Annotated in this window: 17 protein-coding genes; 13 read left to right on the forward strand and 4 right to left on the reverse strand. The window is 76.4% G+C overall.

What is annotated here, in order from left to right:
• Positions 1–36 precede the first annotated feature (36 nt).
• The 3 genes from cobN (at position 37) to O2V61_RS02120 (ending at position 5,155) form a co-directional block, all read left to right on the forward strand.
• Positions 37–3,660: a cobaltochelatase subunit CobN gene (gene cobN / locus O2V61_RS02110; RefSeq protein WP_269181684.1), complete on the forward strand. Its 3,624-nt coding sequence runs from the start codon at positions 37–39 to the stop codon at positions 3,658–3,660.
• 134 nt (positions 3,661–3,794) lie between these two features.
• Entirely contained in the window at positions 3,795–4,874 is a 1,080-nt protein-coding gene (locus O2V61_RS02115) for a WD40/YVTN/BNR-like repeat-containing protein (protein WP_269181685.1), read from the forward strand.
• The gene (locus O2V61_RS02120) at positions 4,871–5,155 is read left to right on the forward strand and encodes a MoaD/ThiS family protein (protein WP_269181686.1); all 285 of its coding nucleotides are present in this window, start codon (positions 4,871–4,873) and stop codon (positions 5,153–5,155) included. Before O2V61_RS02115 ends, O2V61_RS02120 begins: the two co-directional genes overlap by 4 nt.
• A gap of 2 nt (positions 5,156–5,157) precedes the next feature.
• On the opposite strand, the gene O2V61_RS02125 is transcribed toward O2V61_RS02120, so the two are convergent.
• From O2V61_RS02125 to O2V61_RS02135, 3 genes are read right to left on the reverse strand one after another with little or no spacing between them, the layout of a single operon-like run.
• On the reverse strand, positions 5,158–5,952 hold the full coding sequence (locus tag O2V61_RS02125; protein ID WP_269181687.1) for an adenosylcobinamide-GDP ribazoletransferase: 795 nt from the start codon (positions 5,950–5,952) through the stop codon (positions 5,158–5,160).
• Positions 5,949–6,512: a bifunctional adenosylcobinamide kinase/adenosylcobinamide-phosphate guanylyltransferase gene (gene cobU / locus O2V61_RS02130; protein ID WP_269181688.1), complete on the reverse strand. Its 564-nt coding sequence runs from the start codon at positions 6,510–6,512 to the stop codon at positions 5,949–5,951. Before cobU ends, O2V61_RS02125 begins: the two co-directional genes overlap by 4 nt.
• Complete coding sequence (locus O2V61_RS02135) at positions 6,509–7,072, reverse strand: histidine phosphatase family protein (RefSeq protein WP_269181689.1); 564 nt, start codon at positions 7,070–7,072, stop codon at positions 6,509–6,511. The genes cobU and O2V61_RS02135 overlap by 4 nt, the downstream gene beginning before the upstream one ends.
• Before the next feature lie 101 nt (positions 7,073–7,173).
• Between O2V61_RS02135 and O2V61_RS02140 the strand changes: the two genes are divergently transcribed.
• Genes O2V61_RS02140 through O2V61_RS02150 form a run of 3 tightly spaced genes read left to right on the forward strand, consistent with a single transcriptional unit; the run spans position 7,174 to position 9,457 of the window.
• The gene (locus tag O2V61_RS02140) at positions 7,174–7,566 is read left to right on the forward strand and encodes a cupin domain-containing protein (protein WP_269181690.1); all 393 of its coding nucleotides are present in this window, start codon (positions 7,174–7,176) and stop codon (positions 7,564–7,566) included.
• Between the two features lie 52 nt (positions 7,567–7,618).
• Positions 7,619–8,416, forward strand: a complete 798-nt coding sequence (locus O2V61_RS02145; RefSeq protein ID WP_269181691.1) for an oxidoreductase — start codon at positions 7,619–7,621, stop codon at positions 8,414–8,416.
• A 51-nt stretch (positions 8,417–8,467) separates the two neighbouring features.
• Positions 8,468–9,457 carry an aldo/keto reductase gene (locus tag O2V61_RS02150; RefSeq protein WP_269181692.1) on the forward strand — a complete coding sequence of 330 codons (990 nt, stop codon included), beginning with the start codon at positions 8,468–8,470 and terminating at the stop codon, positions 9,455–9,457.
• A gap of 26 nt (positions 9,458–9,483) precedes the next feature.
• Here the strand turns inward: O2V61_RS02150 and O2V61_RS02155 are convergent, their stop codons facing one another.
• Positions 9,484–10,347: an HAD family hydrolase gene (locus tag O2V61_RS02155; protein WP_269181693.1), complete on the reverse strand. Its 864-nt coding sequence runs from the start codon at positions 10,345–10,347 to the stop codon at positions 9,484–9,486.
• 125 nt (positions 10,348–10,472) lie between these two features.
• Between O2V61_RS02155 and ssd the strand changes: the two genes are divergently transcribed.
• The 7 genes from ssd (at position 10,473) to O2V61_RS02190 (ending at position 15,776) form a co-directional block, all read left to right on the forward strand.
• Positions 10,473–11,567, forward strand: coding sequence for a septum site-determining protein Ssd (gene ssd / locus O2V61_RS02160; RefSeq protein WP_269181694.1), 1,095 nt, complete (start codon positions 10,473–10,475; stop codon positions 11,565–11,567).
• Positions 11,564–12,718 carry a TadA family conjugal transfer-associated ATPase gene (locus O2V61_RS02165; protein WP_269181695.1) on the forward strand — a complete coding sequence of 385 codons (1,155 nt, stop codon included), beginning with the start codon at positions 11,564–11,566 and terminating at the stop codon, positions 12,716–12,718. The genes ssd and O2V61_RS02165 overlap by 4 nt, the downstream gene beginning before the upstream one ends.
• Positions 12,715–13,512: a type II secretion system F family protein gene (locus O2V61_RS02170; protein ID WP_269181696.1), complete on the forward strand. Its 798-nt coding sequence runs from the start codon at positions 12,715–12,717 to the stop codon at positions 13,510–13,512. Before O2V61_RS02165 ends, O2V61_RS02170 begins: the two co-directional genes overlap by 4 nt.
• Positions 13,509–14,249: a type II secretion system F family protein gene (locus O2V61_RS02175; RefSeq protein ID WP_269181697.1), complete on the forward strand. Its 741-nt coding sequence runs from the start codon at positions 13,509–13,511 to the stop codon at positions 14,247–14,249. Before O2V61_RS02170 ends, O2V61_RS02175 begins: the two co-directional genes overlap by 4 nt.
• A 142-nt stretch (positions 14,250–14,391) precedes the next feature.
• Positions 14,392–14,622: a DUF4244 domain-containing protein gene (locus O2V61_RS02180; protein ID WP_269181698.1), complete on the forward strand. Its 231-nt coding sequence runs from the start codon at positions 14,392–14,394 to the stop codon at positions 14,620–14,622.
• A gap of 6 nt (positions 14,623–14,628) precedes the next feature.
• On the forward strand, positions 14,629–15,015 hold the full coding sequence (locus O2V61_RS02185) for a TadE family type IV pilus minor pilin (RefSeq protein ID WP_269181699.1): 387 nt from the start codon (positions 14,629–14,631) through the stop codon (positions 15,013–15,015).
• Positions 15,012–15,776, forward strand: coding sequence for an Rv3654c family TadE-like protein (locus O2V61_RS02190; protein WP_269181700.1), 765 nt, complete (start codon positions 15,012–15,014; stop codon positions 15,774–15,776). Before O2V61_RS02185 ends, O2V61_RS02190 begins: the two co-directional genes overlap by 4 nt.
• The last annotated feature ends 12 nt before the right edge of the window (positions 15,777–15,788 follow it).

Genomic DNA, 15,788 nt, shown 5'->3' on the forward strand with positions numbered 1-15,788 from the left:
ACGACCCGGGGCGCGGACCCCGAGGGAGGCACTGCCTTGAGCGCACGCACCTTCACCCTGCTCTCCACCTCCGACACCGACCTGCTCTCGGCCCGGGCCAGCGCGTCGGACTGGAAGCTCGGCAACCCCTACCGGGTCGGCACCGGTGAGCTCGCCGAGTTCGCCGCGGGCACCGACCTGGTCGTCGTCCGGATCCTCGGGGCCGCCCGCAAGTACGAGGACATGCTGCGGCCGTTGCTCGACAGCGGCCTGCCGGTCGTCGTGCTGGGCGGGGAGCAGCTGCCCGACGCCGAGCTGATGGCGCTGTCCACCGTGCCGATGGGCGTGGCCACCGACGCGCACGCCTACCTGGCCCAGGGCGGGCCCGACAACATCGTGGAGCTGCACCGGTTCCTGGCCGACACCGTGCTGCTGGACGGCGAGGGCTTCGACGCCCCGGCCGTCGCGCCGGACTGGGGGCTGCTCGACCGCCCCAGCACCGCGACCGGCCCGCGGGTCGCCGTCCTCTACTACCGGGCGCACCACCTGGCCGGGAACACCGCGTTCGTGCACACGCTGTGCGAGGCGATCGAGACCGCCGGCGGCGTGCCGGTGCCGGTCTACTGCGCCTCGCTGCGCGCGGTGGCCCCGGAGATGCTCGACGTGCTGCGCACCGTGGACGCGATGGTCGTCACGGTGCTGGCGGCCGGCGGCTCCAAGCCCGCCACCGCCTCCGCCGGTGGGGACGACGGCGCCTGGGACGTCGGCGAGCTGGCCCGCCTCGACGTCCCGGTGATCCAGGGTCTGGTGCTCGGCACCCCGCGGGCGACGTGGGCGGCCAACGACGACGGGCTCTCCCCGCTGGACGTGGGCAACCAGGTCGCGATCCCGGAGTTCGACGGCCGGATCATCAGCGTGCCGTTCTCCTTCAAGGAGGTCGACGACGAGGGCCTGACCTCCTACGTGCCCGACCCGGAGCGGGCTGCCCGGGTGGCCGGCACCGCCGTCGCGCACGCCCGGCTGCGGCACACCGCACCGGCCGACCGGAAGATCGTGGTGATGCTGTCGGCGTACCCGACCAAGCACGCCCGGATCGGCAACGCGGTCGGCCTGGACACCCCCGCCTCGGTGGTCCGGCTGCTGGCCGCGATGGCCGGGCAGGGCTACGACATCGGCCCGTTCGACGGCGAGGGCTCGTTGCCCGGCGTCGCCGACCTGGACGGCGACCGGCTGGTGCACGCGCTGATCGAGGCCGGCGGCCAGGACCCGGACTGGCTGACCGCCGAGCAGCTGTCCGGCAACCCGGTGCGCATCCCGGCCGCGGAGTACCGCCGGTTCTTCGACACGCTCCCCGCCGAGCTGACCGACCGGATGGTGGAGCACTGGGGGCCGCCGCCCGGTGAGCTGTTCGTGGACCCGACCGACGACTGCATCGTGTTCGCGGCACTGCGGGCCGGCAACGTCGTGGTGATGGTCCAGCCGCCGCGCGGGTTCGGGGAGAACCCGATCGCCATCTACCACGACCCGGACCTGCCGCCGTCCCACCACTACCTGGCCGCCTACCACTGGCTGCGCTCGTCCTTCGGCGCGCACGCGGTCGTCCACGTGGGCAAGCACGGCAACCTGGAGTGGATGCCCGGCAAGACCGTCGGGCTCTCGGCGTCCTGCGCCCCGGACGCCGCGCTGGGCGACCTGCCGATGGTCTACCCGTTCCTGGTCAACGACCCCGGTGAGGGCTCGCAGGCCAAGCGCCGGGCGCACGCGGTGCTGATCGACCACATGGTGCCGCCGATGGCCCGTGCCGAGACCTACGGCGACATCGCCCGGCTGGAGCAGCTGCTCGACGAGCACGCCAACATCGCCGCGATGGACCCGCCCAAGCTGCCCGCCGTCCGGCAGCAGATCTGGACGCTGATCCAGGCCGCCAAGCTCGACCACGACCTGGGCCTGGACGACCGGCCGCACGACGCCGAGTTCGACGAGATGATCCTGCACGTCGACGGCTGGCTCTGCGCCATCAAGGACAGCCAGATCCGTGACGGCCTGCACGTCTTCGGCTCCCCACCGGAGGGCGACGCGCGCGTGGGCCTGGTGCTGGCGATCCTGCGGGCCCGGCAGATCTGGGGCGGCTCGGTCGCGATGCCCGGCCTGCGCGAGGCGCTCGGCCTGGTGGAGGACGGCTCGGCGGGGCTGCACGAGACCGACGAGGTCGAGGCCCGGGCGCTGGCCCTGGTCACCGCCATGGAGGCGGCCGGCTGGACCGCCGACGCCGTCGCGCCGACCGTCGCCGAGGTGCTGGGCGGGCCGCACGCCGAGGTCAGCCGGGTGCTGGACTTCGCGGTCGCCGAGGTCGTGCCGCGGCTGGCGAAGACGACCGACGAGATCGACATGGCCCTGCACGCCCTGGACGGCGGGTACGTGCCCGCCGGGCCGTCGGGCTCGCCGCTGCGCGGGCTGGTCAACGTGCTGCCGACCGGGCGCAACTTCTACTCCGTCGACCCGCGCGCGGTGCCCTCCCGACTGGCCTGGGAGACCGGGCAGGGCCTGGCCGAGTCCCTGGTCGAGCGGTACGTCTCCGAGACCGGGGAGCACCCGCGCTCGGTCGGGCTCTCGGTGTGGGGCACCTCGGCGATGCGCACCTCCGGCGACGACGTCGCCCAGGTGCTCGCGCTGCTCGGGGTCCGGCCGGTCTGGGACGAGGCGTCCCGCCGGGTGACGACGCTGGAGCCGATCCCGCTGGGGGAGCTCGGCCGGCCGCGGATCGACGTCACGGTGCGCATCTCCGGGTTCTTCCGGGACGCCTTCCCGCACGTGGTGACCATGCTCGACGACGCCGTCACCCTGGCCGCCGGGCTGGAGGAGACGCCGGAGCAGAACTACGTGAAGGCGCACGTGGACGCCGACGTCGCCGAGCACGGCGACCGCCGGCGCGCCACCACCCGGGTGTTCGGCTCCAAGCCCGGTGCCTACGGGGCCGGGCTGCTGTCGCTGATCGACAGCCGGGACTGGCGCACCGACGCCGACCTGGCCGAGGTCTACGCGGTGTGGGGCGGCTACGCCTACGGCCGCGGTCTGGACGGTGTCGCGGCCCGGGCGGACATGGAGACCTCCTACCGGCGGATCGCGGTGGCGGCCAAGAACATCGACACCCGCGAGCACGACATCGCCGACTCCGACGACTACTTCCAGTACCACGGCGGCATGGTCGCCACGGTGCGCGCGCTGACCGGCTCGTCGCCGAAGGCCTACATCGGCGACTCGACCCGCCCCGAGCACGTGCGCACCCGCTCGCTGGTGGAGGAGACCTCGCGGGTGTTCCGCGCCCGGGTGGTCAACCCCAAGTGGCTGGCCGCGATGCGCCGGCACGGCTACAAGGGCGCCTTCGAGATGGCCGCGACGGTGGACTACCTGTTCGGCTACGACGCCACCACCGGCGTCGTCGCCGACTGGATGTACGAGAAGCTCGCGCAGAGCTACGTGCTGGACCCGGAGAACCGGGAGTTCATGGAGCAGTCGAACCCCTGGGCGCTGCACGGCATCGCCGAGCGGCTGCTGGAGGCGGTCGACCGGAAGATGTGGGCCGAGCCGGACCCGGCGCTGCTGGCCGAGCTGCAGCAGGCCTACCTGGACACCGAGGGCGATCTCGAGGGCGGCGAGACGCCGGCCCAGCAGCCGGTCTGAGCGCCGGCCGACAGGTGGGGAGCCGAGAGGCTCGTGCTCTGCTCACCCCCAGTGAGCAGAGCACGAGCTCCGTCGAGGTGAACTCCGCGGGATCAGGCCGATGAATCCGTCGGTGTCCGGCGGTCTACTGGTGCATGGCGACGACTCTGCTGGCGATCGGCACGCGCAAGGGGCTCTGGCTCGCGACGAGCGAGGACCGGCGCGACTGGTCGCTGTCCGCACCGCACTTCCTGATGACCGAGGTGCCGAGCATCGGCATCGACACCCGCGACGGGCGCCGACGGCTGATGGTCGGCGTCCGGTCGGAGCACTTCGGGCCCACGGTCCTGCACTCCGACGACCTGGGCGAGACGTGGGACGAACCGGCCGGCGGCGCCATCGGCTTCCCGGCCGACACCGGTGCCGCCGTGGAGCGGATCTGGCAGCTGCAGCCGGACTCCGCCGACCGGCCCGGCGTGGTCTGGGCCGGCTGCGAGCCGATCTCGGTGTGGCGCTCGGACGACGGCGGCGAGCACTTCGAGCTGTGCCGCGGGCTCTGGGACCACCCGCACCGCGCTGAGTGGGGCGCCGGCTACGGCGGGGCGGCGGCGCACTCCGTCGTCCCCGGGCCCGAGGGCACGGTGCACGTCGCGATGAGCACCGGCGGCGTCTACCGGACGCGGGATGGCGGGGGCTCGTGGCAGCCGCGCAACTCCGGCATCTCGGCGTACTTCATGCCCGGACCGACGCCGGAGTTCGGGCAGTGCGTGCACAAGATCGCCCGGGACGCCGCCGACCCGCGGCGGCTGTACGCGCAGAACCACCACGGCGTGTACCGGTCCGACGACGACGGTGACTCGTGGACGTCGATCTCCGACGGGCTGCCGTCGGACTTCGGGTTCGCGATGCTCGCCGACCCCCGCCGGGGCGGGCGGATCTGGGTGGTCCCGCTGGTCGCCGACGGGGAGCGGATCCCGCCGGGCGGCGAGCTGGCCGTGCACCGCAGCGACGACGCCGGTGCGACCTGGCGGCGGCTGGCCACCGGGCTGCCCACCCACGAGTACAACGCGGTGCTGCGGGACGCCGCCTGCGTGGACGTCGGCGACCCGGTGGGCGTCTACGTCGGCACCCGCGGGGGTGAGGTGTACGCCAGCGCGGACGAGGGGGAGTCGTTCCGCACCGTCGCCTCCCACCTGCCCGACGTGCTCTGCGTGCGGGCGGCGGTGCTGCCGTGACCGTCCGGGTGCTGCTGCCGCGGCTGCTGGCCGACTGCACCGGCGGCCGGACGTCGATGTCGCTGGACCTGCCCGCCGACGTCACCGTCCGCGCGCTGCTGGACGTCCTCGCCGTCGAGCACCCGGTGTTCGACCGCCGGGTGCGGGACGAGACCGGCGCGCTGCGCCGGCACGTCAACGTCTACGTCGACGGGGAGGAGGTCCGGCGGCTGGCCGGCCTGGTCACCCCCGTACCTGCGGGGGCCGAGGTGATGGTCGTGCAGTCCGTCGCCGGCGGCTGACCTCAGCCGAGCAGGACGGCGGCGGAGAGCAGGGTGACCGCCGCCGTCACCTCGCCCATGGCGCCCATGACGTCGCCGTTCACCCCGCCCAGCCGGGTGCGGGCCCGGGAGAACAGGGCCTCCGACGACCCCAGCCCGGCGGCGACGGCGGCGATCAGCCCGAGGGCGGCGACGGGGCCGTCCCGGCCGACGAGCAGCGCGCCCCCGGCGGCGAGCGCGGCGGTGACCAGCGCCGCCCCCGCCAGCCAGCCCCGGGAGACGGTGCCGGCCACCGCCTGGCCCAGCGACGAGCCCTGGGCGATCGGCACCCCCGGCAGGCCGGTGCGGGCCATCGCCACGCGGGCTGCGACGGTCGCCACCGGCAGGGCCAGCCAGCCGCCGTCCAGCGTGAGCAGGTGCGCCAGGCAGCCGACCTGCAGCAGCAGGGTGAGCACCAGGGTGACGACGCCGAAGGGGCCGACGTCCCCGGCGCGCATCACCGCCAGGGCCTTCTCCCGGCCGCGCAGCGGACCCAGCCCGTCGGCGGTGTCGGCCAGCCCGTCCAGGTGCAGCCCTCGGGTGAGCGCGGCCAGCACGGCGATCGCGAGCACCGCGCCGACCAGCGGGCTGACGGCGCGGCCGGCGGCCCAGGCGGCTGCGGCCGCCGCGCCGCCGAGGACCAGGCCGACCAGCGGCGCCCAGGGCAGCACGCCACGGGCCGAGGTCGCTGCCGGCACCCGCAGGCTGGTCAGCAGGGCGAACGACTCCGCCGGCCCGGTCCAGGGGCGGCGGGTCGCCGGCTGGTCCGGGGGGCTCATCGCAACCGCTGGGGCAGCCCGGCGACCACGAACCACACCTCGTCGGCGGTCGCGGCCAGTCGCTGGTTCACCGTGCCCAGGGTGTCCCGGAACAGCCGGCCGGCCCGGGTCTCGGGCACCACGCCCAGGCCGACCTCGTCGCTGACCGCGACCACGTGCGCCGGCGTCATCACCCAGCTGTCGACCAGTGCGTCGCAGCGCTGGGCGAGCCGGTCCCGGGCCGCGGCGGCGTCCGTGGGCGAGCCGGCGGCGTGCGCGCCGGTCGCGTCGACGGCGTCCCAGATGCCGGTCTGGTCCATCAGCGCGGCCACCCAGGTGGTCACGCTGTCGACCAGCACCGCTCCGGAGCGCAGCAGCTCCGAGGGCGCGGTGGTCTCCACCGTCGTCCACCCGGCCGGGCGGCGGGCGCGGTGCGCGGCGACCCGGGCCGACCACTCGGCGTCGGTCTCGTCGACGACGGAGGTGGCCAGGTAGGTGACCTCCGCCCGGTCCGCCAGCAGGTGCTCGGCGTGCGCCGACTTGCCCGAGCGGGAGCCGCCGAGCACCAGGACCCTGCTCACGTCAGCACCAGCGTCGTGACCGTGCCGTTGTGCGGGGTGACCGCCGGCATCTGGTCCGGCCCCAGACCGGCCACCACCGCCTGCAGGGCCCGGATGGTGTCCCCGTGGGTGACCAGGGCGACGACCGGGGCCGGCGGGTCGGCGCGCAGCCGGTCGAGGTAGCCGGCGACCCGGGCGTGCAGCTGGGCGAGGCTCTCCCCGCCCTCGGCCGACCAGTGGGGGTCGGTCCAGTCGACGACGTCCCACAGCTCGCGGGAGGGTCGCCCTTCGAGCACGCCGTAGCCCTGTTCGCGCAACGCCGGCGTGGTGGTGAGCGGCAGCCCGGTGGCGGCGGCGCAGTGCTCGGCGGTCTGCACGGCACGGTGCAGGTCGCTGGAGACGAGGGCGCCGGGACCTCTGCCGTCCCGGGTCAGCGCGGCGAGCTCGGCGGCGGCCTGCGCGGCCTGCTGGTGGCCGAGCTCGGTCAGCGGCACGTGGGGGGTCTGCCCCTGCATCAGGCCGGCGGCGTTCCACTCGCTCTGACCGTGGCGGACGAGCAGCAACGTCAGCGGTCCGGCCATCGTGTCCAGCCTAGGCGGCGGGCCGGCAGCTGCCCTCCGAGGGCCGATCCTGGTCAGGAACGTTCAAGCCGGCGGACCCGCGGAGGAGGGATGGTGGCGGGATGACGACACCCGCTCCGGTGAACCTGACCGACGCCCTGGCCACCTTCGACGAGGTCTACAGCCCACGCATCGTGGCCCGGGTCAACGACTACGACGTCCGGATCGCGCACACGGCGGGCGAGCACGTCTGGCACGTGCACGAGGCCACCGACGAGTTCTTCCTCGTCCTGGACGGCCGGTTCGACGTGGCGCTGCGCGACCCCGACGGCACCGAGACCACGGTGCGGTTGCACCGGGGCGACACGTTCGTGGTGCCGCGCGGCACCGAGCACAAGCCGTCCTCGCCCGGCGGCGCGATCCTGATGTTCGAGCCGACCGGCACGGTGACCACCGGGGACACCGACGTCACCCTCCCCGCGCACGTGGACCGGACCGCCGGCCACCAGCTCTGAGCGCGGGTGGGCGGTCGATGACCAGCGGGGCGCGGCTCGTACCGTCGCAGGCGTGACGATCCCGCTGCGCCCCGGCGCCGGCCGAGCCCCGGCACCCGCGGCCCGCCCGGCCGGCCCCGACCCGCTCGCCCCGCTGCTGGAGCTGCCCGGCGTCGCCGCGGCGGCCGAGGACGCGCGTGCCGCGGTGGACCGGCTGCTCGGCCACAAGGTGCTGCGCCGCGAGTCCGCCGGGGTGAGCGCGGAGTCGGCGCTGCGCGGTGCCCGGGCGTCCGCTGCCCTGCAGGGCGTGGACCGGCCGCTGGCGGACCTGCGCGCCGGTGAGGTCACCGACCCGGTCGTGCAGGGCGCGCTGCGGGTCTCGGTGGGCCTCGGCTCGATGGTGGAGACCTGGGAGCGGGCGCCCGGGCAGGTGCTCGCCCGGCTGCACGTCCTGGCCGCCACCGACCTCGCCGAGCCGGCCGACCTGGGCCGCCCCAGCGGTTCGGCCGGTCCGCGGCTGGGCGGGCTGTTCTCGCTCATCACCGGCGCGACGACGGTGCCGGCGGTCGTCGTGGCCGGGGTGGTGCACGGCGAGCTGGCCGCGCTGGCGCCCTTCGGGGTGCAGGACGGCGTGGTCGCCCGCGCCGCCGGCCGGCTGGTCATCATCAGCCGGGGCCTGGACCGCAAGGCAGTCTCGGTGCCCGAGGTCGGGTTCGCCGAGCTGGGCCGGGACGCCTACGACGCCGCGCTGGCGGGCTACCGCACCGGCGGACCGGCGGGGGTGGCCGGCTGGCTCGTGCACTGCTGCCGGGCCACCGAGCACGGCGCCACCGAGGGCCTGGCGATCTGCGAGAGCCTGCTCCGCGGCTGAGCGCGGCGGCGCCGTCCTGCGCCGCCGCGGCAGCGCGACCAGACTGGGCGGATGCGCTTCCTCGAGGTCGATGGTCTGGGACAGGTCAGCCGGGTCGGACTGGGCACCTGGCAGTTCGGCTCCCGCGAGTGGGGCTACGGCGACGAGTACGCCGTGGGCGCGGCGCGCGACATCGTCCGGCGGGCCCGGGAGCTCGGGGTCACGCTCTTCGACACCGCCGAGGTGTACGGCTTCGGCCGCAGCGAGAAGATCCTCGCCGAGGCGCTCGGTGCCGACCGGGCCGAGGTGGTCGTCGCCAGCAAGGTCTTCCCGGTGGCGCCGTTCCCTGCGGTCGTCCGCAACCGCGCGACCGCCAGCGCCCGCCGGCTGCAGCTGGAGAGGATCCCGCTCTACCAGGTCCACCAGGCCAACCCGCTGGTGCCGGACTCGGTGATCATGCCGGGCATGCGCGCCCTCCTCGACGAGGGCGTGATCGGGGCCGTCGGGGTCTCCAACTACTCGCTGGACCGCTGGCAGGCGGCCGACCGCGCGCTGGGCAGCCCGGTGGTGAGCAACCAGGTGCAGTTCTCCCTGGCCCACGCCGGGCCTCTGGCCGACCTGGTGCCCTTCGCCGAGCGCGAGGGCCGGGTGGTCATCGCCTACAGCCCGCTCGCCCAGGGCCTGCTGGGTGGCAGGTACTCGGCGGAGAACCGCCCCGGGGGCGTCCGGTCGATGAACCCGCTCTTCGGCACCGAGAACCTGCGCCGGGCCGAGCCGCTGCTCCAGTTGCTCCGGGACGTGGCCGCCGCGCACCAGGCGAAGCCGGCCCAGGTGGCGCTGGCCTGGCTCCTCGGCCTGCCGCAGGTGGTGGTCATCCCGGGGGCGTCCAGCGTCGAGCAGCTGGAGTCCAACGTGGCCGCCGCCGAGCTGGAGCTGACGCCGGAGGAGCAGCAGGCGCTGACCACCGCGGCGCAGGACTTCCAGCCGGTCTCCACCAGCCGCACGGTGCTGGACCAGGTGCGCGAGAAGGTCACCGAGGTGCGCAGCCGCGTCGGCGGCTGAGCGCCCGGCGGGGGCCGAGCCGGCGGTCAGGCGCCGCGGCGCCGACGGCGACCGGCGGGGGGCACCACGACCGAGGCGGCGCGCCCGCTGCCGGCAGCCGGGAGGGCGCGCAGTGTGCGCCGCCGGGCGTACCAGGCCAGCCCGGCCATGGCGGCCCCGACGCCGACCGCAGCGCTGGTCACCACCGGCGTCCGGGAGCCGGAGAACCGCGAGCGCAGGGTGACCGGGCGGGTGAACTCCAGCACCGGCCAGCCGCGCTCGACGGCGGCCCGTCGTAGTCCCTTGTCGGGGTTGACGGCGGTGGGGTGCCCGACGGCCGCCAGCATCGGCAGGTCGGTGATCGAGTCGCTGTAGGCCCAGCAGTCGGCCAGGTCCCAGCCCTTCTCGGCGGCCACCTCCCGCATCGCTGCGGCCTTGTTCTCGCCGTAGGCGTAGAAGTCGATCTCGCCGGTGTACTTTCCGTCGACGGTGACCATCCGGGTGGCGACCACCCGGTCCACCCCGAGCATCTCGCCGATCGGCTCGACCATCTCCGCACCGCTGCTGGAGACGATCACGATCTCCCGGCCGGCCGCCTGGTGCGCCTCGATCAGGTCGGCGGCCTCGGCGTAGACCAGTGGGTCGACGATGCCGTGCAGTGTCTCCCGGACGATCTCGTGCACGACGGCGACGTCCCACCCCGTGGTCATCGCGGTGATCTGGCTCCGCATCCGCTCCATCTGGTCGGCGTCCGCGCCGGCCAGGGAGAAGACGAACTGCGCGTAGGCGCCCTTGAGGACGGCTCGCCGGTTGATCAGCCCACCCTGGAAGAACGGTCGTCCGAAGGCCAGCGTGCTGGACTTCGCGATGACCGTCTTGTCCAGGTCGAAGAACGCCGCAGCGCGGGTCACATCGCACACGGTAAGGGGATCGGCAGTCCGGGCGGGCGGGCGCACCGTCGTCCACACCCGGACGGGTCGTCCACAGATGCCCGCCGGGGCTGGGCCGGGCCCGGCCGGCCCGCTGGGCTGGGCAGGTGTCTGCTGCCTCGCGCGCCCTCGGCTCCGCGCCCCCCGCCCCCGCCCACCCGCTGGTCCTGAGCACCGATCCCGACCTGCTCGACGACCTGCTCCGGCTGCTCGCCGCCGCCGGCGCGACCGCCGAGCTGGCCACCGGGGGAGGTGCGCTCCGCCGCGCCCACCGGGACGCGCCGCTGGTCCTCCTCGGTGCCGAGGTGCTGGGCAGTGCGCCGGTGCGGGCGTTGCCGCGGCGCCCGGGTCTGCTGGTCGTCGCCACCGGTGAACCCGCCGCCGAGGTGTGGCCGGCGGCCGTCGAGCTCGGCGCCGAACGGGTGGTGGTGCTGCCCCGGGACGAGACGTGGCTGGTGGAGCGGGTGGCTGCGGCGGTGCAGGCGCCCGCCCGGCCGGGGTGGCTGACCGTGGTCGGCGGCGCCTGCGGTGGTGCCGGGGCGAGCACCCTGGCGACGGCGCTCGCGGTGGCTGCGGCCGGTGCCGCCGACGGCGGGGTGCTGCTGGTGGACGGCGACGGCTGGGGCGCCGGGCTGGACCTGCTGCTCGGGGCCGAGCGGGAGCCCGGGCTGCGCTGGCCCGAGCTGGTCGGGGTGAGCGGACGGGTGGCCGGGCCGGCGCTCGCCGCCGCGCTGCCCGAGGCCGCCGGGGTGGCGGTGCTGTCCGCCTCCCGGGAGGACCCGCAGGAGCCGCCGGCCGAGGCGCTGCTCGCCGTCTGCGCGGGTGCCCGGGCCAGCGGGTGCGCCGTCGTGCTCGACCTGCCCGTCCGGAGCCCGGCCGCCGAGGCGCTGCTCGCCGAGGCCGACCTCGGTGTCCTGCTCGTCCCGGCCCGGCTGCGGGCGGGGGCCGCCGCCCGCGCCCTGCTGGAGGGCGATCCACGGCCCTGGTCGGCGGCGCGCGTGGTCAGCCGGCCCGTCCCCGGTGGGCTCAGCCGCGGCCAGGTGGCCGACGTGGTCGGTCGTCCGGTCTTCGCCGAGCTCGCCGCCGACCGGTCGGCGGCGCCTCGGAGCGAACGGGGCGAACCGCCGTCCGTGGCCGCCCGGTCCCCGCTCGGTGGGCTCAGCCGACTGCTCCTCGCCGAGCTGGCCGGGCGGGCGGCGTGACCGCGGTGTCGGCGCCACCGTTGGTGGAGCGGGTGCGCGCCCGGCTCGCCACCGGTGTCGGCGCCCCCAGCCCGGCGGCCGTGGCGGCCCTGGTCCGGGAGGAGTCCGGCGGCCTGCTGGGCGACCGCGGGGTGCTCGACGCCGTCCGGGCCGCCACCGACGAGCTCGCCGGGGCCGGCGTCCTGGAGCCGTTGCTGCGCACGCCCGGGGTCACAGACGTGCTGGTCAACGGGCCGGGCGAGGTGTGGGTCGACCGCGGCGAGGGCCTGGAGCCGGTCGACGTGCGGTTCCCGGACGAGGCCGCCGTCCGCCGGCTCGCGGTCCGGCTGGCCGCCGCTGCCGGCCGCCGGCTCGACGACGCCGCGCCGTGGGTCGACGCCGGGCTGCCCGACGGCACGCGGCTGCACGCCGTCCTGCCGCCGGTGTCGGGGTCGGGTACCTGCCTGTCCCTGCGGGTGCTGCGCCGGGCGGTGCTCTCCTTCGCCGACCTCTCCGCCCGGGGCGCCCTGCCCGGCGCCAGCGCCGACCTGCTCGCCGCCGCCGTCCGGGAGCGGCTGGCGTTCCTGGTCACCGGCGGCACGGGCACCGGGAAGACGACGGTGCTCTCCGCGCTGCTCGGGCTGGTCGACCCCGGGGAACGCCTGGTGCTCTGCGAGGACGCACCCGAGCTCACCCCGCAGCACCCGCACGTCGTCCGGCTGCTCACCCGGCCGCCCAACGTCGAGGCCGCCGGTGCCGTCACGCTGCGGGACCTGGTGCGCCAGGCCCTGCGGATGCGCCCGGACCGGCTGGTCGTCGGTGAGGTCCGCGGGGCCGAGGTGGTCGACCTGCTCGCCGCCCTGAACACCGGCCACGACGGTGGCTGCGGCACGGTGCACGTGAACCGGGCAGCGGACCTGCCGGCCCGGCTGGAGGCCCTCGGCGGTGCGGCCGGCCTGGGCCGGGCTGCGGTGCACAGCCAGGCGGCGGCCGCGCTCGCGCTCGTGGTGCACCTGCGGCGCAGCCCGGCGGGGCGGGGCGTGGCCGAGCTGGGCGTGGTCCGGCGGCAGGGGGAGCTGATCGAGGTGGCCGCCGGGTGGCGGGCCGACGGCGGGCCCGCCCCGGCGCGCGGGGAGCTGGCCGACCTGCTCGGCGTGCGGGTGCCCGGATGAGCCCGGTGCTGCTGCTCCTGGGGGCCGCGCTGCTGACCTGGCCCTCCGGCGCCGCCGCCCGGTCGCGACGGCTCACGGTGCCGGGGCGGGGCGGGGTGCGCCCGGACCTCCGTGCTCTGGCCGGGGGACCGGGTGGGCCGTGGGCGTTCGCGCTGGCGGGCGGGGGAGCCGCGGCGCTGCTGTCCACCCCGGTCGTGGCCGCGCTCGCGGCCGGCTGCGGTGCCGTCGCCGGCCGGGCCCTCCGGGCGCGAGGCCGGACGGCCGCCGCCGACCGGCGGACCCGGGCCCTCGTGGAGGCCCTCGGAGTGCTGGCCGCAGAGGTGCGCGCCGGGCGGCCGCTCCGGGAGGCGGCCGAGGCCGCGGTCGGCGGCTGCCCGGACCCCGGCACCGCCCGGGCGCTCGAGCCGGTCCTGCGGCTGGGCGCCCCGCCGGCGGGACCGGCGGACGACGAGTCGAGCCGCGCGCTCGTGCGGATCGCGGCCGCGGTGCGGCTGAGCACCCGCACCGGGTGCTCACTGGCCGGCGTGGTCACCGCCGTCGAGGACGACCTGCGGGCCCGGCTGCGGGCCGGGGAGGAGCTGCGCTCGGCGGTCGCCGGACCGCGGGCCAGCGCCACCGTGCTCGCCGGGCTGCCCCTGCTCGGCCTGCTGATGGGCAGCGGGGTGGGCGCCGATCCGTGGCGGGTGCTCACGACCACCGCCGCCGGGACGGCGCTCCTGGTGCTGGGCGTGGCGCTGGAACTGGCCGGGCTGACCTGGTCGGCCCGGTTGGTCCGGCAGGCGGTGGCCCGGTGAACGCGGCCCTGTCGGTCCTGGTCCTGGCCGGTGCGGTGCTGCTGTGGGTGCCGCCTGGGGTCGGCCGCCGGGACCGGCTGCGGTCGCTGCTCGCCGCTCCCGGGGAGGGCGGTCGGTCCTGGCCGACCCGTCGGGCGACCGGCCCGCCGGGGACGGCGCGACGGCGGGTGGAGGCGGGCCTGGGTGGGCTGGCGGCCTTCCTGGTGCTCGGGGCGGGGCTGCCGGCCGCGCTCGTCGGGCTGGGCCTGGCCGCCGGGCTGGACCGGCTGCTGCGCCAGTCCGGTGCGCCACCGTCCGAGGCCGACTCCCTCGCCCGGGACCTGCCGGTGGCCTGCGACCTGCTGGCCGTCTGCCTGGCGGCCGGCACCCCGGTCGGGGCAGCCGTCGCGGCCGTCGGGGAGTCGGTCCCGGGTCCGCTCGGCGACCGGCTGGTCGAGGTGGGCGCGCTGTACCGGCTGGGCGCCGCCCCTTCTCGGGCCTGGGCCGGGGCGCCGCCGCCGGTCGACGCACTGGCCCGGACGGTGGTGCGGGCCGGGGAGTCGGGGTCGGCCGTCGTCCCCGCCCTGCAGCGGCTCGCGGGCGACCTGCGCAGCGCCGGTCGCAGCCGGACCGAGGCCGCGGTGCAGCGGGCTGGGGTCTGGGTGCTGGCGCCGCTCGGGCTGTGCTTCCTGCCGGCGTTCCTCTGCCTGGGCGTCGTCCCGATGGTGCTGGGCATCGCCGGTGCGGTGTTCGGCTGAGCAACGGCCTCGGGGCTCGGTGCCGCTCGGTGTCCACAACAGGGGGCGCTCTCCACAACCTGGCCGCGGTGGCCGGCGAGCGGCACCGCCGGCAGCAGGCTCGGGTCGACGGACCGGCAGGCGGTCCGGCGGAGGAGGGGACATGGACCAGCAGTCGCAGGTCGAGGAGCGACCCGGCCGGCGGGCCGCACGGGCCCGGAGGTGGGCGGCGGCCCAGGCGGCGGGCGAAGAAGGGATGAGCACCGCGGAGTACGCCGTCGGGACGGTGGCCGCCTGCGCGTTCGCCGCCGTGCTCTACCAGGTGGTGACCGGTGGATCGGTGGTCGCGGCGCTCGGCGAGCTCGTCCAGACCGCGCTCGCCACGCTCGCCTGAGTCGACGTGTCGACACCCGGCCGCGGCCGGCGGGCCGGTGCCTCCCGGGAGGCCGGGATGGTGACCGCGGAGACGGCCGTGGTGCTGCCCGTGCTCCTGCTGGTGCTGGCCGCTGCGGTGTCGGCGGTCGTCGTGGTCGGCGCCCAGCTGCGCTGTGTGGACGCCGCCCGGGAGGGGGCTCGGGCGGCGGCCCGCGGTGAGCCGGTGGCCGCAGTGCACGAGCTGGCGGCGCACGCCGCGCCCGACGGTGCGACGACGGATCTGGACGTGGGGGAGACGGTGCGCGTGACCGTCGCAGCGACGGTCGAGCCGCTCGGGCCACTGCTCTGGCGGATCGAGGTCTCGGCGACGGCGACGGGCCTGCGTGAACCGGCAGCGGGCGGCTCGCCGTGACCGGCCACGAGCCGGCGGACCACGGTGAGCGCGGTTCCGCCACCGTGTGGGTGGTCGCGCTGGCGGGGCTGCTCGCCCTGCTCGGCGCGGCCACGCTCCTCGTCGGTGCCGCCGTCGTGGCCCGGCACCGCGCCACCTCGGCTGCCGACCTCGCGGCCCTGGCCGCCGCCGGTCGGGCCGTGCTGGGCGACCCGGCGGCCTGCACGGTCGCCCAGGAGATCGCCGCGGCGAACAGCGCGACGCTCGACTCCTGTCAGGTCGATGCGGGTGCCGTGGTGGAGGTCCACCTGCACGTCCCGGTGCGGCTGGGTCCGCTCGGCGTGCTCGACGCCCCGGCCCGGGCCCGCGCCGGCCCGGCGCCGCCGGGGACCGGGTCAGAAGACGAGGTCGTCGGGGTCGGCACCGGCCGCGCCGGTGTCGGCGACCGGATCGGTCCCGGCCGGGGCGCGCGAAACCGTCGCCCCCGGGTTGCCGTCCCGACCACGATCATCGCCGCCCCGGTGTCCGGGTGCACAGCGCTAACGCATGAGCATCCAACTCAGGTGTCTCCTTCGGCTGTGCAGAACCCATATCCGAAGCCCGTGGCAGGTCCCGGGCGGCGAGAGCGCAAGTTCCCTTGCCCGAAGCTGCTTGGGAACCTTGGCCAGGTGACCTATGCACCTTCTGGGCGTGCACCTATTGGCAAGGCCGAAGGCGTTGCGCGCGTACGTCTCGAAGACCATGCTGTCCACCATTGCCCGGCGCGGTTCCTACCGACCTAGAGTTGGTGGTGG

This window comes from Modestobacter sp. VKM Ac-2985 (assembly GCF_026967925.1).
In the GTDB taxonomy this organism is placed as follows: domain Bacteria; phylum Actinomycetota; class Actinomycetes; order Mycobacteriales; family Geodermatophilaceae; genus Modestobacter.